19 protein-coding genes and 1 pseudogene are annotated in these 21,577 nt (G+C 46.7%); 15 read left to right on the top strand and 5 right to left on the bottom strand.

Annotation, left to right across the window (positions count from 1 at the left end):
• From Q4Q50_RS21620 to rne, 3 genes and pseudogenes are all read right to left on the bottom strand, one after another.
• A pseudogene (locus tag Q4Q50_RS21620) lies at positions 1-223 on the bottom strand (IS3 family transposase); the annotation flags it as partial.
• 122 nt (positions 224-345) lie between these two features.
• Entirely contained in the window at positions 346-1,905 is a 1,560-nt protein-coding gene (locus Q4Q50_RS21615; RefSeq protein ID WP_220592678.1) for a SulP family inorganic anion transporter, read from the bottom strand.
• A gap of 153 nt (positions 1,906-2,058) precedes the next feature.
• Positions 2,059-5,475: a ribonuclease E gene (gene rne, locus Q4Q50_RS21610; RefSeq protein WP_311901076.1), complete on the bottom strand. Its 3,417-nt coding sequence runs from the start codon at positions 5,473-5,475 to the stop codon at positions 2,059-2,061.
• A gap of 542 nt (positions 5,476-6,017) precedes the next feature.
• Here rne and rluC point away from each other — a divergent pair.
• A complete protein-coding gene (gene rluC / locus Q4Q50_RS21605) occupies positions 6,018-6,977 on the top strand; it encodes a 23S rRNA pseudouridine(955/2504/2580) synthase RluC (RefSeq protein WP_049821723.1) in 960 nt (319 codons plus the stop codon).
• 22 nt (positions 6,978-6,999) lie between these two features.
• A complete protein-coding gene (locus tag Q4Q50_RS21600) occupies positions 7,000-7,716 on the top strand; it encodes an HAD family hydrolase (RefSeq protein ID WP_311901073.1) in 717 nt (238 codons plus the stop codon).
• Positions 7,717-7,911: 195 nt separating this feature from the next.
• On the opposite strand, the gene Q4Q50_RS21595 is transcribed toward Q4Q50_RS21600, so the two are convergent.
• Positions 7,912-8,496, bottom strand: a complete 585-nt coding sequence (locus Q4Q50_RS21595; RefSeq protein ID WP_311901072.1) for a Maf family protein — start codon at positions 8,494-8,496, stop codon at positions 7,912-7,914.
• 262 nt (positions 8,497-8,758) lie between these two features.
• Here Q4Q50_RS21595 and yceD point away from each other — a divergent pair, with 262 nt between their 5' ends.
• The 11 genes from yceD to Q4Q50_RS21540 all read left to right on the top strand — a co-directional run bounded on the left by yceD (position 8,759) and on the right by Q4Q50_RS21540 (position 17,485).
• Positions 8,759-9,283, top strand: coding sequence for a 23S rRNA accumulation protein YceD (gene yceD / locus Q4Q50_RS21590; protein WP_311901071.1), 525 nt, complete (start codon positions 8,759-8,761; stop codon positions 9,281-9,283).
• Between the two features lie 16 nt (positions 9,284-9,299).
• Positions 9,300-9,470: a 50S ribosomal protein L32 gene (rpmF, locus tag Q4Q50_RS21585; RefSeq protein ID WP_006081226.1), complete on the top strand. Its 171-nt coding sequence runs from the start codon at positions 9,300-9,302 to the stop codon at positions 9,468-9,470.
• Positions 9,471-9,485: 15 nt separating this feature from the next.
• A complete protein-coding gene (gene plsX, locus Q4Q50_RS21580; protein ID WP_220592683.1) occupies positions 9,486-10,514 on the top strand; it encodes a phosphate acyltransferase PlsX in 1,029 nt (342 codons plus the stop codon).
• Between the two features lie 9 nt (positions 10,515-10,523).
• Positions 10,524-11,483, top strand: a complete 960-nt coding sequence (locus Q4Q50_RS21575; RefSeq protein WP_006081228.1) for a beta-ketoacyl-ACP synthase III — start codon at positions 10,524-10,526, stop codon at positions 11,481-11,483.
• 62 nt (positions 11,484-11,545) lie between these two features.
• Positions 11,546-12,472 (top strand): ACP S-malonyltransferase, encoded by a 927-nt coding sequence (gene fabD / locus Q4Q50_RS21570; protein ID WP_311901070.1) that lies wholly within the window; start codon positions 11,546-11,548, stop codon positions 12,470-12,472.
• Positions 12,473-12,481: 9 nt separating this feature from the next.
• Positions 12,482-13,228, top strand: coding sequence for a 3-oxoacyl-ACP reductase FabG (fabG, locus tag Q4Q50_RS21565; protein ID WP_006081230.1), 747 nt, complete (start codon positions 12,482-12,484; stop codon positions 13,226-13,228).
• Between the two features lie 164 nt (positions 13,229-13,392).
• Positions 13,393-13,626 carry an acyl carrier protein gene (gene acpP, locus Q4Q50_RS21560; protein WP_006081231.1) on the top strand — a complete coding sequence of 78 codons (234 nt, stop codon included), beginning with the start codon at positions 13,393-13,395 and terminating at the stop codon, positions 13,624-13,626.
• Positions 13,627-13,862: 236 nt separating this feature from the next.
• Positions 13,863-15,101 (top strand): beta-ketoacyl-ACP synthase II, encoded by a 1,239-nt coding sequence (gene fabF / locus Q4Q50_RS21555; RefSeq protein WP_311901069.1) that lies wholly within the window; start codon positions 13,863-13,865, stop codon positions 15,099-15,101.
• A 233-nt stretch (positions 15,102-15,334) separates the two neighbouring features.
• Positions 15,335-15,703 (top strand): hypothetical protein, encoded by a 369-nt coding sequence (locus Q4Q50_RS21550; RefSeq protein ID WP_311901068.1) that lies wholly within the window; start codon positions 15,335-15,337, stop codon positions 15,701-15,703.
• A 118-nt stretch (positions 15,704-15,821) separates the two neighbouring features.
• Entirely contained in the window at positions 15,822-16,301 is a 480-nt protein-coding gene (locus tag Q4Q50_RS21545) for an acyl-CoA thioesterase (RefSeq protein WP_006087464.1), read from the top strand.
• A gap of 308 nt (positions 16,302-16,609) precedes the next feature.
• Positions 16,610-17,485, top strand: a complete 876-nt coding sequence (locus tag Q4Q50_RS21540; protein ID WP_012088891.1) for an NAD(P)-dependent oxidoreductase — start codon at positions 16,610-16,612, stop codon at positions 17,483-17,485.
• A 164-nt stretch (positions 17,486-17,649) separates the two neighbouring features.
• On the opposite strand, the gene Q4Q50_RS21535 is transcribed toward Q4Q50_RS21540, so the two are convergent.
• On the bottom strand, positions 17,650-18,498 hold the full coding sequence (locus Q4Q50_RS21535) for a D-hexose-6-phosphate mutarotase (RefSeq protein WP_012088892.1): 849 nt from the start codon (positions 18,496-18,498) through the stop codon (positions 17,650-17,652).
• 247 nt (positions 18,499-18,745) lie between these two features.
• On the opposite strand from Q4Q50_RS21535, the gene Q4Q50_RS21530 reads away from it, so the two are divergent.
• Both Q4Q50_RS21530 and Q4Q50_RS21525 read left to right on the top strand, forming a co-directional pair.
• Positions 18,746-20,536: an acyl-CoA dehydrogenase C-terminal domain-containing protein gene (locus tag Q4Q50_RS21530; protein WP_006087461.1), complete on the top strand. Its 1,791-nt coding sequence runs from the start codon at positions 18,746-18,748 to the stop codon at positions 20,534-20,536.
• 394 nt (positions 20,537-20,930) lie between these two features.
• Positions 20,931-21,577: TonB-dependent siderophore receptor (locus Q4Q50_RS21525; protein ID WP_311901079.1), on the top strand; the 647-nt coding region annotated here is incomplete at its 3' end.

The following is a 21,577-nucleotide window of genomic DNA, read 5'->3' as shown; positions in this document are numbered from 1 at the left end:
TTGACTTAGGCATAAGGGGATGCTGAAAAGGTTTCGACCAATCGAGTCTACCATGTTTTCTAAGCCAAACGAGTACGGTTGAACGGCCTTGAATACCAAAACGAGCTTGGGCTTGTTTGTGCGTCATTTCGCCTTTTTCAACACGCTCTACAACGCCTAATTTAAAGGCTAAGGTGTAATCTCGTTGTGTGCGCTTACGGCTTGAGTTAATTGATGTTGTCATAAAGAAGTCCTCTTTATGTCAACATATTTCAGGACGGGACAATGGTAATAAAAAAGCCTGAACATTGCGATTCAGGCTTTGGTATTTCATATATAAGCTAGCACTTATTGTTGAAACTTAGGTTATGAATCCAGCTTATCATCGGCCACTTTATAGTGAGGATCATCGAGTTGATTCACTTCGACGAGATCACCCGCTTTATGCAGTAGGGCTTTACAGTCAGCGCTCAAGTGGATCAAGTGTAACTTCTTACCAGCATTGCCATAACGCTCAGCGAGCGTGTCTATTGCTTCTAATGCGGAGTGATCGGCAACTCGAGAGTTCTTAAAGTCGATAACCACATCTTGAGGATCTTTTGCTGGGTCAAATAATTCGAGGAAGTTTGCGATTGAGCCGAAAAACAATGGACCATTGAGTTTGTAGACTTTCCAGCCTTGATTGTTCTGCTCTTCAGTCACATTGATATGCTTGGCATGTTCCCAGGCAAAGACTAAGGCTGAAACGATGACACCGACAAATACCGCAAATGCTAGATCGGTAAATACGGTTACCGTTGTCACTAGCACGATAACGAAGGCATCGTGTTTCGGGACCTTGCCCATAAACTTAAAGCTTGCCCATTCAAAGGTGCCGAGCACAACGATAAACATCACTCCAACCAGCGCCGCAAGTGGAATAATCTCAATAAATGAAGCGCCAAATAAGATAAAGGCAAGCAGGGCGACTGCAGCTGTAATTCCTGATAATCGGCCGCGTCCACCCGAGTTAATGTTAATCATAGATTGACCTATCATGGCACAACCACCCATAGCGCCGAAGAAACCGCTGGTGATGTTTCCAAGGCCTTGGCCGACGCATTCTTTGTTGCTGCGGCCACGGGTATTGGTCATCTCATCTATCACAGTCAGCGTTAGCAGAGATTCGATAAGACCGACTGCCGCCAAGATGCAGGAATAGGGCAGGATGATATATAAGGTTTCAAGATTAAAAGGCACAGAGGGAATCGCAAAGCTAGGTAATGAACCTGCTATGGTCGCATTGTCGTTACCACTCATGGTTTTGAGGAAATCGAGTACGTTACGAGTATCCAGATCGAGTCCTACGACAAGTGCCGTCACAGTGAGGATTGCGGCTAATGATGAAGGGACTGCTGTGGTGATCTTAGGCAGAAAATAAATAATGGCCATCGTCAGAGCCACTAAACCTAACATCAACATTAATGGTTCTTGGGGCAGCCAGACTAGATTTCCGCTGGCATCCTTAACTTTAAACTGACCTAACTGGGCGAGGAAAATTACAATCGCTAGACCATTCACAAAGCCAATCATGACGGGATAGGGCACTATGCGAATGAATTTACCGAGTTTACACACGCCAGCAGAGATCTGGATAAGTCCCGCTAAGACCACGGCAGCAAATAAATATTGGACACCGTGCTCAACGACCAAAGACACCATGACAACGGCCATAGCGCCCGTCGCACCCGAAATCATTCCAGGACGGCCACCAATCAGTGCCGTTATTAGCCCCATAATAAAGGCGGCATAAAGTCCAACCATAGGCTCTACATGGGCGACAAAGGCAAATGCGACCGCTTCAGGAATAAGCGCAAGTGCAACTGTTAGCCCTGAAAGCACATCGGCTTTATGGCTAGACGTTTTGTGGCGAATGAGATCAAACATTGAACCTCTGTTATTAAGTTGTTGTGTGGATAAAAATAAGGCGCGAATACTAACAAAAAAATGGATTGAGCTAAACCTTAAATATAGTGTGAGTTTTACGATAGAAATAAAAAAGCCACGCAATCGCATGGCTTTTCTGACTAACTAAAGTGGTTATGGACGAGCCATATCCGACTCAGCACCGTTAGTGAGTTTAATTTTGGCGGTAGGCTCTTCGGTTGCAGTATTCTCATACTCGCGTCCTTTAGGCACTGCCACTTGCTCTCTCACTTCAACTACAGGCTTGGTCATATCCGAAGACACCATAGAACCAAAACGGCTTGCGGCTTTCGGCTTGTTGACTACAAGGGCGTCAGTGATTTGCGGATTCACTGTCGTTGGGGCCACTTGCACTGTTGCTTGAGGCTTAGCGATAGCAGCAGGTTTTGCCATTGGAGCAGAGGCTGCAGCTTTAATCGCTTCTTTAACTTCAACACTTGGTGCAACGCTTGGCTCTACAGCAGTTTCAGTCTTAGCCACTTCAACTTTAGCCGCAGCTGGTGTAACCGCTGGGCTTTCAACTACAGGGGCGTTACCCACTTCGGTTTCTACTGCAACGCTGGCTACTGGAGCTTCAACGACTGGTGCAACGTCAATTTTCACTTCAACCGTTTTTGGCGCATCCGCTTCAGTGGCTTTAGTCTCAACTTGCTGAGTTTCGACTGATGCAACGTCACTTGCTGGCGTTTCAACTTTCGCCTCAGCTTTAACGACTGCAGGAGCTTCAACAACAGGTGCTTCGCTAGCTTGTGCTGTTTCTACTTCAACGGACTTAGCAGTTACTTGAGTTTCAGTCACTGCATCTGTTTTAGTCGCAACAACTGGCGCTTCTACACGGACACTGGCGACTTCGCTTGGATACTCTTGGTCAGCACCCAATTCATCGTTAGGGATGAATTGCGCTGGCGTTGATGTACCTTGGTCATCTTCGTCGCGACGACGGCGTTGACCCGCTGCACGAAGGTGACGCGGGCTTCGACGGCTACGACGTTGACCATCTCTTTGCTCGCGTTTTGCTTGATCATCAGCAGTTTCGCTTTCAGTATCAATTGCGTCGTTATCTTGCGATATCGCATCCATAGGTGCTGTAACATCAGCTGTAACCACTTCAGTTTGTTCAGCTGTTATCACTGGCTCAACTGCTGGGGCTTCAGTTTCTGTAGAAATTATCGCTTTTTCTTCTACTGCAATATTTTCTGGCGCTTCTTGAACAGGTGCCGTTTCTTTACGAGGCTGACGACGTGTTCTTGGTGCTTTTGTTTCAGTTGGTGCTTGGACAACTTCAGTTTTAGTGTCAACACTGATAGTGCTCGCCGCCGCGGCGTTAACGGCAGCAATCTCAGCTAATACTTCAGCGGCATCTTCTGGTGCAATTGGAATAGCATTATCTGGCGTGTTATGGCCATTATCGATACGCACCTTACGGCGCATGTTACGACGTTGACGACGTTCACGGGCGACTTCTTGCTTAGGTGCATCGGCTTCTACGTCAGCAACCACGTCTTTTGGTGCTTGTACACGTGGCTTAGGTTCGGATCGCGCTGGACGTTTAGTTTCTTCTTTCTCACGAACAGGACGTTCTTGAGCGCTTGTATTTACCGCTGCATCGGCCGGTTTTTTCGAATTACGGCTGCGTGGCTCACGAGTGCCTTCTTTTGCTTTGTCGGCATCTTGGGCATTACGTGGGCGGCGAGTATCGTTGCGACGGTTACGGCGGTTAGCGTTAGCTGCACTGGTATCGGTTGTTTTAGTTTCAACAACTTTTACGGGTTCTGCTTTTTCGCTTGGTGCAAACATAGCACTGATTGCACTCACAAGCTTGCTGAAGAAACCTGGTTGTGGCGCTTCAACTTTCACCGTTGGTGATGGGGCTTGTTCCACTTTCTGTGGCGCGGCAAACCCTTTTAATGCCGGAATAGGCGCTGCGGTACGTTCCAGTTTACGTGGCTCATACAATTTAGCTTCAGGCTGTTCGATACGCTTATAGCTCGATTCGCTGATTTCATCATCACTACGGTGACGGATCACGCGATAATCTGGCGTCATCATGTGCGCATCAGGTATCACATATACTTCGACATCGTGACGTTGCTCTGTGATGCGAATGGCTTTGCGTTTCTCGTTTAACAAGAATGCCGCCACATCGACAGGTACAATGGCTTCGATTTGCGAGGTGTTTTCTTTGATGGCTTCTTCTTCCATCAAACGTAAAATCGACAGTGCTAAAGACTCAGTACTGCGAATTGTGCCTTGGCCATGACAGCGAGGGCAGATGTGTGCCGCTGATTCTTCGAGTGATGGGCGTAGACGTTGACGCGACATTTCCATCAAACCGAAACGAGAAATACGGCCTAATTGCACACGGGCACGGTCGTGGTGAACTGCATCACGTAAGCGGTTTTCAACTTCACGCTGATGGCGCACAGGCGTCATATCGATAAAGTCGATCACCACTAATCCACCTAAGTCACGTAGACGTAATTGACGGGCAATTTCATCGGCGGCTTCAAGGTTAGTGTTCAGCGCAGTCTCTTCAATATCGCCGCCTTTAGTGGCACGGGCAGAGTTGATATCGATTGAGGTTAAGGCTTCCGTTGGGTCGATAACAATCGACCCACCAGATGGCAGACGCACTTCGCGTTGGAAAGCGGATTCGATTTGCGATTCAATTTGGAAGTGAGTAAATAATGGCACTTCGGCTTCGTAAAGTTTTACGCGCTCGACGAAATCTGGGCGAACTAAGGCGATATGTTGCTTAGCTTCTTCGTAAATACGTGGGTGGTCGATGAGGATCTCGCCTACATCACGACGTAAATAGTCACGAATAGCGCGCACAATCACGTTGCTTTCTTGATGAATTAAGAAAGGAGCGCCTTTAACTTGTGAAGCTTCGGTGATAGCAGCCCAGTGGTGTTGCAGAACTTTTAAGTCCCACTTTAATTCGGCTGATTCTTTGCCTACACCGGCAGTACGAACGATAAGCCCCATGCCCGCTGGCACTTCTAAATCGGCCATTGCTTCTTTTAACTCAGTACGCTCATCACCTTCGATGCGACGAGAAATCCCGCCTGCACGTGGGTTGTTTGGCATTAATACTAAGTAAGAGCCTGCAAGGCTGATGAAGGTCGTTAAGGCTGCGCCTTTATTGCCGCGTTCTTCTTTGTCAATTTGGACAATAACTTCCTGTCCTTCACTGACCACTTCTTTGATATTTGGGCGACCTTGAAATGAATACCCTTTCGGGAAATATTCTCTGGCGATTTCTTTTAGCGGTAAAAAGCCGTGACGATCGGCACCGTAGTCAACGAAAGCGGCTTCTAAAGACGGTTCTACGCGGGTAATTTTACCTTTGTAAATGTTTGATTTTTTTTGCTCATGACCTGGACTTTCAATATCTAGATCATAAAGTTGTTGCCCATCAACAAGGGCAACACGCAACTCTTCTGATTGAGTTGCATTGATTAACATACGTTTCATGATGACGTCATTCTTCTTTAAATAGAGGTCATCAAACATCGCGCTTCGCTGCATTACGGGCCTAGCAGTAGGTCAACTGAGCCTCACGGCTGGTGGCTAGGCAAGAGGTGCGCATTGCTGTTAGACGCAGTCGCTGCGTGTCGCATCCTATTTATGGCTTATTTTTTAATGATTACAAAAACAAGGAATTCGTTGTAAAACATCAACCAACCCCATAAATTCTTTAGTTTCTTTCCGGTAATGCCCAAGTCGAATCGGTTTGTCTGACGACAAGTTAAAATATCCTTCGAAATCGGGGAGGAAAATCTAGGGTAAACCTTATTAAAGTAAGGCGACTTTCTCGATTTAATCGTAAAAAACGCATTTGTGGTATTTTTACTTATTATACGATTTGCAAATCAATGACTTGCTATCAGGAAAGTGTTTTTTTATCCGTTAAATTTTCCGCTTGGGATCAGGGCGTTGTGAACACTTTATTCACGGCTTATCCCTAATCGCTGGTGAAATATAGCAATAATCAAAAAATTCAGCAATGGAAAGGCACAATTCTTCTCAGTTGTTGTACAATGGCGACCGTTATAATTAGATGGCGCATCATGAATATAGAATCCACCCCACAACAGGTTCAGTTGATCACGATTGATGAAGATCACTTCGAACAGCGTATCGATAACTACTTAATGACCAAGCTGAAGGGCGTGCCGAAAAGCATGATCTATCGGATTGTCCGCAAGGGCGAAGTTCGAGTAAATAAGAAACGCATCAAACCCGAGTATAAGTTGCAGATTGGTGACATAGTACGTATTCCCCCTGTCCGAGTGGCAGAGCCAGATAATCGTACCGCGCCATCGGCGAACTTAAGCAAAGTTTCGCAACTCGAAGACCGTATTCTGCACGAAGACAATCATTTGATCGTGTTGAATAAACCTGCAGGCATTGCTGTGCATGGCGGTAGTGGTGTCGATTACGGTGTGATTGAAGCCCTGCGTTCGCTGCGCCCTCAACAGAAGTTTTTAGAGTTAGTACATCGTCTCGATAAAGATACTTCGGGTGTGTTGTTGGTGGCGAAAAAACGTAGTGCGCTTAAACATCTGCATGATCAGCTTCGATATAAAAAGATGCAGAAAGACTATTTGGCTTTAGTGAAAGGTGAATGGTCAGCACAAGATAAAGCCGTTAAACAGCCTTTATTAAAAATCACCCTTAAATCCGGTGAACGCATTGTACGTGTTAATGCGGAAGGGAAACCTTCAGAAACGCGCTTTAAAATTATGCAGCGTTACCAAGGTTGTACGCTTGTGAAGGCAAGCCCTGTCACTGGGCGGACTCACCAAATTCGGGTGCATTGCCAATTTGCGGGTCATCCTATCGCCTGTGATGATAAATACAGCGAGCAAGGGTTTGATGACAGCATGCGTTCATTAGGCTTAACTCGACTCTTTTTACATGCGGCTGAGTTGATGTTTATTCATCCAGAAAATGATGAAGTGATGCGGGTCTCTGCGCCTTTAGATGAAAATTTGTCGCAATTACTCGATAAGTTAAAGCGTGCGTAATTAACAGGGATAGGTTTCAAGGATGAAGATAAAGCAATACGATTTAGTGATTTTCGATTGGGATGGCACTCTGATGGATTCCATCGGTAAAATTATCACTTGTATTGAAAATATGGCTAGGGCATTGCAGTTACCTATCCCAAGCGAAAGCGATATTCGCGATATTATCGGTCTTTCTATGACAGAAGCGCTGCGAGTCCTGTTTCCTCAGGGACTCAATCTCAGCGCTTCTTCTGTATATTCTCAGCCTCAACATCCTAAAAATGCATTTGGTCAAGGCAAAGATGATCAATATCAGCAGATGCGCGCCGAGTTTAAAGCGCAATATTTGCATTTAGACGCCACGCCAACACCGCTCTTTGCACAAGCGCCCCTTTTAATTGACGAGTTACATACTCAAGGTTATCAATTAGCCGTTGCAACCGGTAAGGCTCGTGCGGGACTTGATCGCGTTTTTGAGCAAACGGGCTTAGGTCGATACTTTGTTGCGTCACGCTGCGCCGATGAAGTGCACAGTAAACCCCATCCTGAAATGATCTCAAGCTTACTGAAAGAATTGAATATTGCACCGAGCAGAGCTTTAATGGTGGGTGATTCTCTGCTGGATTTAACCATGGCGGCCAATGCAGGTATTGATAGCGTTGGTGTGACCTATGGCGCTCACAGTGCCGAAACGCTGCTGCGGGCGAAACCTATTGCCTTGATTGATTCACCTGCGCAATTGCTGCAATACCTCTAGCATTGCTATTTAGTGCTGAAGCGGCAATACATGCCGCTAGGCATGAGTACTTCCTAGTTACCTTTATTTACGTCCTATCTTCTCGTCAATAAAACGAATCTGCTGCTCGGCATTTATTGGTGCGCTTACTCGATTTAATAAACAGAGTTCGCTGAGCAAAGCTTCAGCAAACGAATAAGCAAATGTTTATGCCCATTAAGTGAGAACGTCTACCCCTTGGGCCAACAGCATTTCTGTCAGTAAAATCAGTGGTAAGCCAACCAAGGTATTAGGATCGCGACCTTCAAGCTCAGTAAATAACGCGATACCTAAGCCTTCGCTCTTAAAACTGCCCGCGCAATAATAGGGCTGTTCTTTTTCTACGTAGGCGACAATTTGCGCATGGCTAAGATGCCTGAAATGCACCGTAAAGGGTTCAACCTCGGCGGCCATGGCGCCCGTTTCGGCGTTGTAAAGTGCAAGACCCGTATAAAAGGTGATGGTTTTACCAGAGGCTTGGGTGAGCTGCGCGACGGCATTGTCAAAATGATGTGGCTTACCAATAATCTTGCCATCAATGACGGCAACTTGATCGGAGCCAATAATCAGCCCCTCGGGGAATTGTTCTGCACCTGCGACGGCTTTTGCTTGGGCTAATCGAAGCACTAAGGCATGGGCCGATTCATCGATATACGCTGTTTCGTCAATATCAGGATTACAGCATTCGAAGGGAAGACCGAGTTTCTGCAGTAAAGATTGTCGGTATACAGAGGTCGAAGCTAATATCAATCGGGTTGGCATAATGGGGTATCCGCAAAAGAGTGACTCATATTGTGACCAATCTGCGCGAGAGAGTGCAAGAATTTTGTCTTTTACGGTTTCTTTTCAGCGAATGCGGCTATTTTAGTCGGCTTATGCTTGTATGCGACCTCGTGCTTGGGTAATATTTCGCTTCCGTCAATTTCAATGTTGGGGCTGGAGAAAGGCTTAAGTCGCAAACTGGGACTTAAGTTAGTAATTTTTCTTTGACTCTAGCGTTTTCAAACTATAATATGCGCGCCTTATGCAAACAGTAAAGATACCGGTTTCAATTGATCCTATCCGCGCCGCCTCGAGCTGCTCCTCTTATCAGGGGATAGTGCCTGGGCAGCAATTGAAAAGATTAAATGAGTTATGTGCCGGCGACTGTTCCGATGTGGCAGTGTCGCTTGAATGTGGCGTAGATTTACAGGGGATAGTCTACCTGAAAGGGAAGGCTGTGACGGAGCTCACTCTGATATGTCAACGTTGCATGACACTATTTACCACTGAGGTTACGGTCGAGTTTTGTTTTGGTCCATGTCGGACTAAGGCAGAAATCGATGAGCTCCCGGATGCGTATGACCCAATTGAGTGCAATGAAATTGGCGAAGTGCGTCTACATCAATTGATCGAAGATGAATTGATAGTCGCTATGCCGATAATCCCAATGCATCAAGAAATTGATTGCAGTGCAGGATCTAAAGACATGGTTGTAGGCGAGATCGAACCCGCTCATGAGGAGCGTCCAAATCCGTTTGCAGTGTTAGAAAAACTGAAGAGCAAGTAATCTAGGAGACAGGCCAATGGCTGTACAACAGAACAAAAAATCACGTTCAAAGCGCGGAATGCGCCGTTCACATGACGCACTGAGCACTGCTCAGCTGTCTGTAGACGCTACCAGCGGTGAAATCCATATGCGTCACAATGTGACTGCAGATGGCTTCTATCGCGGTAAAAAGGTAATCAACAAGTAATTTGTTGGTTTCCTAATGACGAATCTGACGCTTGCGTTAGATGCAATGGGTGGTGATCATGGCCCCCACGTCACGGTGCCTGCAGCCTTGCGGGCACTAAAATTACATTCTTTTCTTAAAATCATTTTAGTCGGTGACAAGACTGAAATTGATGTCTATCTACGTCAAACCGAAGCAAATCTACTTTCACGCATAGAAATCATTCATACCGATGAAGTCGTTAGTATGTCCGATCGACCTGTGCATGCTTTGCGTACACGTAAAAACAGTTCCATGCGATTGGCGATTGAGTTAGTGCGTGACGACCGCGCGCAAGCGTGTGTGAGTGCCGGTAACACGGGTGCGCTGATGGCAATGGCGAAAGTGTTGCTAAAGACCTTGCCTGGCGTTGACCGTCCCGCCTTAGTCAGTTGTTTACCTGCGGTGACTCAAAAACCGGTTTATTTGTTGGATTTGGGCGCGAATATTTCCTGTGACTCGGAAACCTTATTTCAATTTGCTGTGATGGGCTCAGTCCTGTGCGAAGCGGTAGATAAGAAATCTCGGCCAAAAGTCGCTTTGCTCAATGTGGGCATTGAAGAGATTAAAGGTAACGATCAAGTTCAGCAAGCGGCGCAGTTACTGCAACACACAGAACAAATCAATTACACGGGTTTTATCGAAGGGGATGAAATCTACTCCGGTAATGTGGATGTCATTGTTTGTGATGGGTTTGTGGGTAACATCACGCTTAAAACCTCTGAAGGCATTGCCAAATTATTGGTACATCAGTTAAAACGGGGACTAACCCAAGGTTTATTTGTTCGTTTTCTGGCTAAACTTATCGCCCCACGTATTCAGGCGGTCCTTAGTCAGATGAACCCCGACCACTATAACGGTGCAAGTCTGATAGGATTGCGCGGAATAGTTGTAAAAAGCCATGGAAACGCGGATGAAACTGCCTATTTACAAGCAATTAGTTTGGCAGTAACGGAAGCTCAACGTCGACTCCCTGAAATGATAAAAGATCGTTTGGAGTCGATTCTTTTAGATATAAATAACTGATCCCTCCTTATGCATACAAAAATTCTCGGAACTGGTAGTTATCTGCCAGTGCAGGTGCGTAGCAATCAAGATTTGGAAAAAATGGTGGAAACCACTGACCAATGGATTGTTGAACGTACAGGTATATCAGAACGTCGCATTGCGGCCTTCGATGAAACCGTTTCAACTATGGGCTACCAAGCGGCACTCAAAGCGCTGGAAATGGCTGGCATAGAAGCATCAGATTTAGACATGATCGTTTGCGGCACCACCAGTGCACCAAATGCTTTTCCGGCTGCGGCCTGTGAAATCCAAGCCATGCTTGGCGTGCATACCATTCCAGCATTCGACATCGCAGCGGCTTGTTCAGGCTTTGTTTATGCTTTATCTGTTGCCGACCAATTTGTTAAAACGGGCGCGGCTAAAAAAGTCTTAGTGATTGGTGCCGATGTGCTGTCTCGCCTATGTGAGCCAGAAGATCGTTCAACGATTATTTTATTTGGTGATGGTGCGGGCGCCGTTGTGATTGGTGCATCTGAAACGCCAGGGATCATTTCTACCCACATTTATGCCGATGGTCGCCAAGGCGACTTATTGAAATGCGCTTTCCCACCACGCCAAGGCGAAACCTCTGAAGCGGTCGGCTTTATGACCATGAAAGGTAACGATGTCTTTAAAGTAGCTGTGACTCAATTGTCCCATGTTGTGACTGAGACGCTGCGCATCAACAATATCGATAAGTCAGAAATTGATTGGTTAGTGCCACATCAAGCTAACTTCCGTATTATCAATGCTACCGCCAAAAAGCTCGATATGAGTCTTGATAAAGTCGTATTGACCTTAGCTAAACACGGTAATACCTCAGCTGCATCTGTGCCCATCGCATTAGATGAAGCCGTGCGTGATGGCCGGATTCAGCGTGGACAACTACTGCTGCTTGAGGCCTTTGGTGCTGGTTTTGCGTGGGGTAGTGCGCTTATCCGCTTCTAAGTTCTACATGTGTTTTCCACATGATTTTTCAATAAATTAAGTTAGCCATAGGTAATTTGAATATGGAAAATGTTGCTTTTGTATTTCCAGGCCAAGGTTCACAAGCCCTAGGCATGTTAGCCGAGCTTGCCGAATCACACGCCGTTGTCGGGCAAACCTTTGCCGAGGCGAGTGACGTCTTAGGTTATGACTTGTGGGCATTGGTTCAGCAAGGTCCTGTTGAAAGCTTAAATGAAACCGATAAAACCCAGCCAGCCCTATTAGCGGCGAGTGTGGCGATTTGGCGTGCCTATGTGGCTTCAGGCAAAGCTATGCCAGCCATGTTGGCAGGCCACAGCTTAGGCGAGTATTCTGCTTTAGTGTGCGCCGGAGTCATGGATTTTAAAGACGCGATTAAGTTGGTGGAGTTACGCGGTCAACTGATGCAGCAAGCGGTTCCTGCTGGCACAGGCGCCATGTATGCCATTATCGGTTTAGATAACGAGGGTATTGCGAATGCTTGTGCCGAAGCGGCTCAAGGCGACGTGGTGAGCCCAGTTAACTTCAACAGCCCTGGTCAAGTGGTTATCGCGGGTCAAAAAGACGCGGTTGAGCGTGCAGCAGCGGCTTGTAAAGCTGCGGGTGCTAAAATGGCGGTAGCGTTACCTGTCAGCGTGCCATCACACTGCGCATTAATGAAACCTGCGGCGGATAAATTGGCCGTGGCATTAAATGATGTACAGTTTAATGCCCCAACGATTACTGTGATTAACAACGTTGATGTGGCATCACCCACCTCTGCTGATGACATTAAAGATGCATTAGTACGTCAGTTATATTGTCCTGTCCGCTGGAGCGAAACTGTTGAGCTAATGGCCCAAAAAGGCATTACCCAACTGGTGGAATGTGGTCCTGGTAAAGTATTGACAGGATTAGCAAAACGAATTAATAAATCACTATCAGCCCAAGCGGTTAATGATGTAGCTTCATTAGCAGCATTAACTGAGTAAGGAGTTTATATGAGTTTCAACCTGAATTTAACAGGCAAAGTGGCTTTGGTGACTGGTGCGAGCCGCGGTATTGGCCGTGCGATCGCTGAGACACTGGTCGAAGCCGGTGCCGTTGTTATTGGAACCGCAACCAGTGAGAAGGGCGCTGCGGCGATCCAAGAATATCTGGGTGACAAAGGTTTTGGTTTAGTGCTTAATGTCACAGATAGTGAATCTGTTACACATTTATTCGCCTCGATCAAAGAAAAAGCCGGTGATGTTGATATTCTAGTCAACAACGCGGGTATAACCCGTGATAATCTGCTGATGCGGATGAAAGATGATGAATGGCAGGATATTATCGACACTAACCTGACATCGTTATTTAGACTATCAAAACCTGTGATGCGTACCATGATGAAAAAGCGCTTTGGCCGAATCATCAATATCGGTTCAGTGGTAGGCACCATGGGCAATGCAGGTCAAGTTAACTACTCGGCAGCAAAGGCGGGTTTGATTGGATTTACAAAATCTCTTGCAAGAGAGGTTGCATCTCGTCAAATTACAGTTAATGCTATCGCTCCTGGATTTATCCAGACCGATATGACAGATGAGCTGACCGAAGAGCAGCAAAAAGCTATCATGTCACAGGTTCCGATGGAACGATTAGGGCAAGCGCAAGAAATTGCGAACGCAGTGCTCTTCTTGGCCTCGGACTCAGCCGCTTACATCACAGGCGAAACTTTGCATGTGAATGGCGGCATGTACATGGTTTAAGGGCGAATGGCAGGGATTTCTGTCGCAACTGAGTAGTGATCTGTATCAATTGATAGTGAAATTTCGTGGTTAGACCACGAAAACTAAGCTTGCATTGTCAGCCAAATCTAATAAACTACTCGCAATCTTACGCAAGTGCGTAATTTGAATAGGAAAGAAAACTAATGAGCAACATCGAAGAACGTGTAAAGAAAATCATTGTAGAGCAACTGGGCGTTAAAGAAGAAGACGTTAAGCCAGCGGCATCTTTCGTTGACGATCTGGGTGCAGATTCTCTGGACACTGTTGAGTTGGTTATGGCTCTGGAAGAAGAGTTTGATACCGAGATCCCTGATGAAGAAGCTGAAAAGATCACTACTGTTCAAGCAGCGATCGACTACGTTTCTAAGAATCAGTAATTCTGAATTCTTGAAGACAGGCGGCATTTTTGCCGCCTGTTTTTGTTTTACCCCCGTCAAATTCTGCCTCTGTGCCATTCAATCGTCTCTGGATCGTGTTTTAATTGTTATCCACGAGCTGCTCGCCGCAGATTGGCGAATTTTTCTAAATAAAGTTATTTAAGAAATTGTCTAATGATAGAAAGCCTTGTTTTATCTATCAGAACTAAAAAATTTAGCATTTAAAGGTGACTGCCGTGTCTAAACGTCGTGTAGTGGTAACCGGTTTGGGGTTAGTAACTCCAGTGGGCAATACTGTCGATACTACTTGGAAGGCTTTGCTTTCGGGTAAGAGTGGTATTGCACCGATAACCAAATTTGATGCCAGTGAATTTACCACTCGTTTCAGTGGTTCAGTAAAAGATTTCGATATTGAGCAATACTTAACGAAAAAAGATGCCCGTAAGATGGACCTCTTTATTCAATACGGTATGGCGGCTGGCATTCAAGCTATCCAAGACTCAGGTCTGGATATGAGCAAAGAAAACCCAGGTCGTGTCGGTACTGCTATTGGTGCAGGTATGGGCGGTATGTGGTTAATTGAACAAAACCACAGCGCATTGATGAATGGTGGCCCGCGTAAGGTTTCTCCTTTCTTTGTACCTAGCACTATCATCAATATGATTTCGGGCCACTTGTCGATCATGTTTGGCATGAAAGGACCCAATTTCGCCGTGACGACCGCTTGTACTACGGGCGTGCACAATATCGGTTTTGCGGCGCGTACCATTGCCTATGGCGATGCAGACGTGATGGTTGCGGGCGGTGCTGAGGATGTCACTTCTCCTTTAGGCGTGGCAGGTTTTGGTGCTGCGAAAGCATTATCGACACGCAATGACGATCCGACTGCGGCAAGTCGTCCATGGGATAAAGACCGTGATGGTTTTGTGATCGGTGACGGTGCGGGTGTGATGGTGATGGAAGAGTACGAACACGCTAAAGCGCGCGGTGCGACCATTTACGGCGAGTTAGTCGGTTTTGGTATGAGCGGTGATGCTTTCCACATGACATCGCCTCCAAGCGACGGTGCTGGCGCTGCTGCGGCTATGGTCAATGCCATTAATGACGCTAAGTTATCACTGGAGCAAATTGGCTATATCAACGCCCACGGTACGTCAACGCCTGCGGGTGATAAAGCGGAAGCGGCAGCGGTTAAGTCTGTATTTGGCGATCACGCCTATAAAGTACTGGTTAGCTCGACTAAATCGATGACGGGTCACCTCTTAGGTGCTGCAGGTGCAGTTGAAGCGATTTTCACCTTACTAGCACTGCGCGACCAAGCTGTTCCGCCAACCATCAATTTGGATAATCCAGATGAAGGTTGTGATTTAGACTTTGTTGCTCATACTGCCCGTGACGTGAAGATGGATTACGCTCTGTGTAATTCCTTCGGTTTTGGTGGGACTAACGGTTCATTACTGTTTAAGAAAGTGTAAAACTTGCATTGATAGTGCAAAAAAACAGTGAAGAAATGCGCCTGAGGGCGCATTTCTTATGGATAAAATCCATTGAGATTGTGAATTGAGTAGCATTATTTTACGCCTTTATTGTGATAAGAATCACTTTCTAACTACCTGATATCCATGACGTTAACCTTTGTTCATCAAGCTTGTTTAATTCTATTGGCCACAGATAATGACAGATATATTTAATCTTGATGGAGTGTGTCATGTTAAACCCTGCGGTGATCCCGCTTGTCCCCCTCATCGGCGCATTAACGGCCAATCTGACCGAATTGATCCGCGGTGAATTTAAAGTTTGGCATCCTAACATGGACATAGGGATCAAGACTTTTACCTTAGCAATAGCCGCTTACGTGGTCGTCTGGTTTGCCTTATTGGTGACGGCGATTAATGTTGGTGGCGACAGCAATATGTCCTCGGGTCTCGAAGTGCTAGGTTTCTTCATGCTTGGCTTAGGTGTGTACACTTTTGCAAAGGTCACTCGCTTTGTCAGCAGCGCGCTACAGCTATGGCTTTACCGTTTAGCCTTGCCGAGTTTACTGCTTTGCTGCGTGCTTATTAGTCACTTTGGTTAAATCGAATTCTTTGGCGAGGCCAATCGTAATTATCTTTACGCTATTGGGGATTTCTATCGTAAACTCAGCTTATTGCACGAAGACATTGAGCCACAGTGGCTGAATAAGTTGAGGTTATATGGCTGGTATCGATAGACAAAGCACCCTGAGATTTTTGTCAGAGCCTGCGGATGTAAATTTTGGTGGTAAGGTCCACGGTGGCGCTGTGATGAAGTGGATCGATCTCGCGGCCTATGCCTGTGCAGCGGGTTGGAGCGGTAAATATTGTATTACTGCCTATGCGGGCGGGATTCGTTTTGTGCAACCCATTTTAGTGGGCAACATAGTCGAAGTCAGCGCTAAGGTGATTTATACGGGGAAAACTTCTATGCATATCGGTATCGATGTGCGGGCCGGCGATCCTAAAGTCTCTGAACGTCATCTCACTACCCACTGTATTGTGATCATGGTGGCTGTTGATGAACATGGCCAGCCTACGCCAGTGCCTGAGTGGATACCGCAAACTGAACATGATATTCATTTGCGCGATTCTGCGCTGCGCTTGATGGAAATGCGTAAAAAGATTGGCGCTGAAATGGAAGCCCATGTGGTGAAATAGCCCCATAAATTAAATCAACAAAGGCGCTTAAGGCGCCTTTGTTGTCTCTGCCGAAAAGTGCGTTTGCCTGTCGGTCCGATTTCAACCTGACGCTATGCGGGATGAATGCTAAACTGCCGCCATTATTTTTCACTGCCTATTTCCCTAAATAAACATCCGTAATTGAACCCATAGATTGAAACACTTACTGGCACTTTATTAGTATTTGTTGTTGAGGGTTTAGCGGTAACATATTGGGCAGACGAAATACAACTCGATTCAGCAATTTCTACTTGATTCACCTTGTTTACCTATTTGAGGATCACTTCATGGCAAAAGTCGCATTTATTGGTTTAGGCGTAATGGGATATCCCATGGCGAGGCATTTATTGAACAAAGGCCATGAGGTCACTGTTTATAATCGCACTTTTGCCAAGGCACAAACTTGGGTCGACACCTATGGCGGACGCTGCTGCCCAACGCCAAAGGAAGCGGCAGAGGGTCAAGATATTGTGTTTACTTGCGTGGGCAATGATAACGATCTGCGTGAAGTGGTATTAGGCAGTGATGGCGTTATTCATGGGATGAAAAAGGGCGCAGTGCTGGTTGACCATACTACGGCTTCGGCCGATGTCGCTCGTGAGCTTCATCAAGTGTTAGCGGAAAAGGGCATTGATTTCCTCGATGCGCCTGTGTCGGGCGGTCAAGCGGGCGCCGAAAATGGCGCCTTGACTGTGATGGTTGGCGGCGATGAAGCTGTGTTTGCCCGTGTTAAACCTGTGATTGAAGCCTTTGCCCGCTGCGCCGAGCGTTTAGGTGAGGTTGGTGCAGGTCAGTTAACTAAGATGGTGAACCAAATCTGTATCGCGGGCGTGGTGCAAGGTTTAGCTGAAGCATTACAGTTTGCGCGCAAGGCAGGACTCGATGGCGAGAAAGTCATTGAAGTGATTAGCAAAGGCGCGGCGCAAAGCTGGCAAATGGAAAATCGCTACAAGACGATGTGGGGCCAAAGCTATGATTTTGGTTTTGCCGTCGATTGGATGCGTAAAGATTTAGGCATCGCCTTAGAAGAAGCTCGCCGCAATGGTTCACACTTGCCATTAACCGCGTTAGTCGATCAATTCTATTCAGAAGTACAGGGCATGGGCGGTAACCGTTGGGATACGTCTAGCCTGTTAGCGCGCCTCGAGAAATCGGCGAAATAAGCTTATAAAACTTAGATTTTGCACTGATAAAAATGCCCAGTCCCGATTGCGTTGGCAAATCGGACAGGGCATTTTTGTGTGTATCGTTTGTGGCTAGGATTTAGAACTAGAAATTAAGCTCTAGATTTTAAGCTCTAGATTTTAAGAACTAGGATATTAAATCGTTAGTCTTTCCAGCGAATATGCGTCACTAAACTGTGGCTTTCACCTGGGGCAAGCACGACTTTATCTTCTAACACATTGGCCGCTTCTAGGCAGACCATGGTCAGATAATCTTCTGGATTAAAGCGGCCAAGGCGTTGTGACTTTTCAATCCATGGATTCCATAATACCGCTGACTGGCTGTTTTCACGGCTGACTTCAATTATCCCCTGCGGCGTATGCAATAATTGCACAGGGCCGAGATCGGTATAGACACGATCTGTCTCGCGATCAAAGCGCACTTCATCCGTGGTTTGTGGATAAGGCCCCTCAGCAAATTCGATGTATTTTGAGCCACTAAAACCGCTCGCTTTGAGTTGGTGGATATCCTCAATCGGGAAATAAGTGTGCAGCGCTTGGGTAAGCGTCACGGTTTCATCGCCTAAGTTGGTATTCACAAGACTGATGCTCAGGGTGTCGCCTAGGGTGAATAACACGCTGACCTGAGTGTTATGCGGCCAATAAATTTTATCTTGCTCACTGATTTTTAAGCTAAAACGTAAATCCACTAACTGATTACGCATTTCTACCGATTCCAGCGCCCAAATGCGGGTACGGGCAAAACCGTGTTGGGGGAAGTTCGCTTCACTACTCATGCCAAACCAAGGCCAGCATACAGGCACACCGCCACGGATCCCATTACCGGGTTGATAATCGTCCGCCGATGAAACCCACAGTAAAGGTGGTTTTCCTACGGGTTGAAAATAGTCTATTTGCGCGCCCTGCAAAAAAATTCTTGCCTGACATAACGCCGTATTCACTTCGACATAATCGAGCCCGTTGGCGTGCTTTTTAGTAGTGACAGAACCCATAGTAGCAATATCCTTAACTCTGCTGGCATATCAGAAAAACAGGCAGTTAGCTTACAAAGTTTTCCGCGATAACATAAGGCTTTGTTGCGATCAATTTACGGTTTCGCTGTTCGTTTGTGTAAACAAAAGTCTTTGCTGGCCGTTGGGGGTGCTTTCTTTTTCGGCAAATTTAGCTAAAGTGGTCAGAGCACCAAAGTGGTCAGATCACTTAGTTGAGTTGCAGTCTAACAAGAAAAGGGAAGCGATTATGCCAGTCTATCAAGCGCCGCTGCGCGACTATCAATTTATCCTCAATGAAATGTTACATATTTATCAGCAAGATGCCCTCAAGGGGTTCGATGAAATCGATCCAGATCTTGTTGATGCGATCCTGCAAGGTATGGCCGACTTTAGTACTGAAGTCATGCTGCCGCTCAATAGTGTCGGCGATCTGCAAGGCTGTAAGTTGGTAGATGGCAAGGTGATTACCCCCGAAGGATTTGATAATGCCTATCGGCAGTTTGTTGATAATGGCTGGCCAACACTGACCTGCGATCCTGAATATGGCGGCCAAGGCCTGCCAGAAGTCGTGGGGATTTTTGCAACTGAGATACAAACGGCAACTAACATGGCCTTTGCCATGTATCCCGGTTTGACCCATGGCGCCTATGCCGCCATTCATGCCCACGGCAGTGATGCGCTTAAGCAAAAATATTTGAGTAAACTGGTCAGCGGGGAATGGACTGGGACCATGAATTTGACCGAGTCCCACGCCGGTACGGACTTAGCCTTATTACGCACCAAAGCCGTGCCAGTATCCGAAGGTGTTTTTGCTATCACTGGCGAGAAGATTTTTATCTCCTCAGGCGATCACCAACTCACCGACAACATAGTGCATCTCGTTTTAGCCCGCTTGCCGGATGCACCTGAAGGCGTGAAGGGTATATCCCTGTTTGCGGTACCTAAAGTATTAGTAAATAGCGATGGTAGCCTAGGCGCGCCGAACACTTTATATGCCAGTGGCCTTGAACATAAGATGGGCATTCACGGTAACTCCACCTGCGTGATGGTGTTTGAAGCTGCGCTAGGCGAGCTTGTTGGCGAGCCGCACCAAGGACTGCGCGCCATGTTTACTATGATGAACCAAGCGCGTTTAGGCGTGGGCGTGCAAGGGCTGGGTGTCTCTGAGATTGCCTATCAAAATGCGCTAGCCTATGCCAAAGACAGATTACAGAGCCGCGCCTTAAGCGGTGCCAAAGCACCCGAAAAAGCCGCCGATCCGATTTTGGTTCACGGCGATGTGCGCCGCATGTTGCTCTCGCAAAAAGCCTTTAATGAAGGCGCAAGAGCCTTAGTTGGACAACAAGCTTTGTGGCTCGATGAAGCTGAGCGCCATACAGATCCTGCCAAAGCGAAAGCGGCATCCCAGTTAGCGGCCCTGTTTACGCCCGTTGTGAAAGGTTTTATCACCAACCGTGGTTTTAATGCCTGTGTCGATGCGCAACAAGTATTTGGTGGACATGGTTATATCCATGAGTGGGGCATGGAGCAATTTGTGCGTGATAGCCGTATTGCGCTGATTTATGAAGGTACTAACGGCATTCAGGCGCTGGATTTAGTGGGGCGTAAGTTACTTAGCGACCGCGGCGCGGCGATGCAGCAATGGTCGGCTTTAGTGACTGAGTTCATTAAGTCGCATAGCACGAATGCGGCGATGCAACCCTATGTGAGTGGTTTAATGGATTGTGCAGGTGATTTGCAAAAGGCCAGTGGTTATTTAGCGACCCATGCTGCGACTAATCCTGACATTATTGGCGCAGCTTCAATGGCTTATTTGGAGTTATTTGGGGTGACGGCACTGGCGTGGATGTGGGCCAGAAGTGCCGCGGTGGCATTAGCGGCGCTGGAGCAGGGCACTGAAGAAACCGCGTTTTACCAAGCTAAATTGAAAACTGCTGATTTCTACATGGCTTACTGGGCGGTGCAAGGTCGCAGTCTGCGTAAACAAATCGAGCAGGCGAGTGAAATGCTCACACAATTGGATGAAGCAATCTTTTAAGCATTCACCTTATAGGCTGAGTCAAATCAGCTTAAGAACAGCTCAAGAGCCGCCAAAAACCAGCGCACTGTCGCTGGTTTTTATTTTTGTATAGTTTAAATCTTTAACTTGTTTTCATTCTTAGGTTCCACGCCAGTATTGAGCTCGATACTGTGAGTCTCTTGCTTGTCCCACATTAAAACTTCTATCTAAGGTCCGTGCGACTGACGCTCTTTTCGTTTTAGTCATAACCAAACACAACAAGGATTATGTGAGCTGACGCTAGGGATTTACCTAACAGATTTCACATTTATGTAAATTCAAATGATAATCGCTGTTATTCGTAAATCATTCTTTATAATGACGGCCAATTCGTTTGAATACATTTGTAAACCCTTTGGTTTATGCCATTTTTATGCGCTCGCGCTGGGGACATTCTGTGAAGACTCGTTTCGCCTACTCATTAATTGCACTTGCACTCGCTCAACATCAGTCGGCATTCGCCGCTGAAACTGTACTCGATAAAGAGGCTCCACAGCAGACCTTGTCTACAAGCTCACCCGTTGCAAGTCCTGCATCGACTGAGCCTGCAGCCTATGAGCAAGTTAAATTGGCTGCACCTGAGCGAATTGCCGTTCATGGCCGCGCGATGCAAATGTACGTCGATAAAGAAACAACGGTTGGCACTAAGACGGCGATTAATGTGATGGAATTGCCGCAGTCGGTGCAAGTGCTGACCGAGCAGTTAATCGTTGACCAAGCAGCGCGCAATATTACCGATTTATACCGCTCAATCGCTGGCGTGAGTGAGTTCAGTTATTCTGGCGTGACCTTTCGCGGTTTCCGTGACGATGCCAACGTCTTTTATGATGGGGTAAGGGGCGATCCCTATTCGGGATTTTCTGTGCCGCAACTGTTTAATGTGCAGCGGGTTGAAGTGTTAAAAGGCCCGGCATCGGCACTCTATGGCGGCGGTGAACCCGGCGGCATGATCAACTATGTCACTAAAAAACCAACTTTTGTTGAGAGTAAAGAACTGACATTGAGCACTGGCAGCGAGGA

The organism is Shewanella scandinavica (genome assembly GCF_031932065.1).
Classification (GTDB): domain Bacteria; phylum Pseudomonadota; class Gammaproteobacteria; order Enterobacterales; family Shewanellaceae; genus Shewanella; species Shewanella baltica.
Note: the sequence above shows the minus strand (reverse complement) of the source record. Positions and strands in the feature narration are given on the sequence as shown.

Coding starts and splice junctions, on each gene's coding strand:
- Q4Q50_RS21530 (WP_006087461.1), top strand. CDS start 18,746: ATGCCAGTCTATCAAGCGCCGCTGCGCGACTATCAATTTATCCTCAAT.
- Q4Q50_RS21615 (WP_220592678.1), bottom strand. CDS start 1,905: ATGTTTGATCTCATTCGCCACAAAACGTCTAGCCATAAAGCCGATGTG.
- fabG (WP_006081230.1), top strand. CDS start 12,482: ATGAGTTTCAACCTGAATTTAACAGGCAAAGTGGCTTTGGTGACTGGT.
- Q4Q50_RS21535 (WP_012088892.1), bottom strand. CDS start 18,498: ATGGGTTCTGTCACTACTAAAAAGCACGCCAACGGGCTCGATTATGTC.
- yceD (WP_311901071.1), top strand. CDS start 8,759: ATGCAAACAGTAAAGATACCGGTTTCAATTGATCCTATCCGCGCCGCC.
- rne (WP_311901076.1), bottom strand. CDS start 5,475: ATGCAGCGAAGCGCGATGTTTGATGACCTCTATTTAAAGAAGAATGAC.
- Q4Q50_RS21545 (WP_006087464.1), top strand. CDS start 15,822: ATGGCTGGTATCGATAGACAAAGCACCCTGAGATTTTTGTCAGAGCCT.
- rpmF (WP_006081226.1), top strand. CDS start 9,300: ATGGCTGTACAACAGAACAAAAAATCACGTTCAAAGCGCGGAATGCGC.
- Q4Q50_RS21550 (WP_311901068.1), top strand. CDS start 15,335: ATGTTAAACCCTGCGGTGATCCCGCTTGTCCCCCTCATCGGCGCATTA.
- fabD (WP_311901070.1), top strand. CDS start 11,546: ATGGAAAATGTTGCTTTTGTATTTCCAGGCCAAGGTTCACAAGCCCTA.
- Q4Q50_RS21595 (WP_311901072.1), bottom strand. CDS start 8,496: ATGCCAACCCGATTGATATTAGCTTCGACCTCTGTATACCGACAATCT.
- Q4Q50_RS21575 (WP_006081228.1), top strand. CDS start 10,524: ATGCATACAAAAATTCTCGGAACTGGTAGTTATCTGCCAGTGCAGGTG.
- Q4Q50_RS21540 (WP_012088891.1), top strand. CDS start 16,610: ATGGCAAAAGTCGCATTTATTGGTTTAGGCGTAATGGGATATCCCATG.
- acpP (WP_006081231.1), top strand. CDS start 13,393: ATGAGCAACATCGAAGAACGTGTAAAGAAAATCATTGTAGAGCAACTG.
- rluC (WP_049821723.1), top strand. CDS start 6,018: ATGAATATAGAATCCACCCCACAACAGGTTCAGTTGATCACGATTGAT.
- Q4Q50_RS21600 (WP_311901073.1), top strand. CDS start 7,000: ATGAAGATAAAGCAATACGATTTAGTGATTTTCGATTGGGATGGCACT.
- plsX (WP_220592683.1), top strand. CDS start 9,486: ATGACGAATCTGACGCTTGCGTTAGATGCAATGGGTGGTGATCATGGC.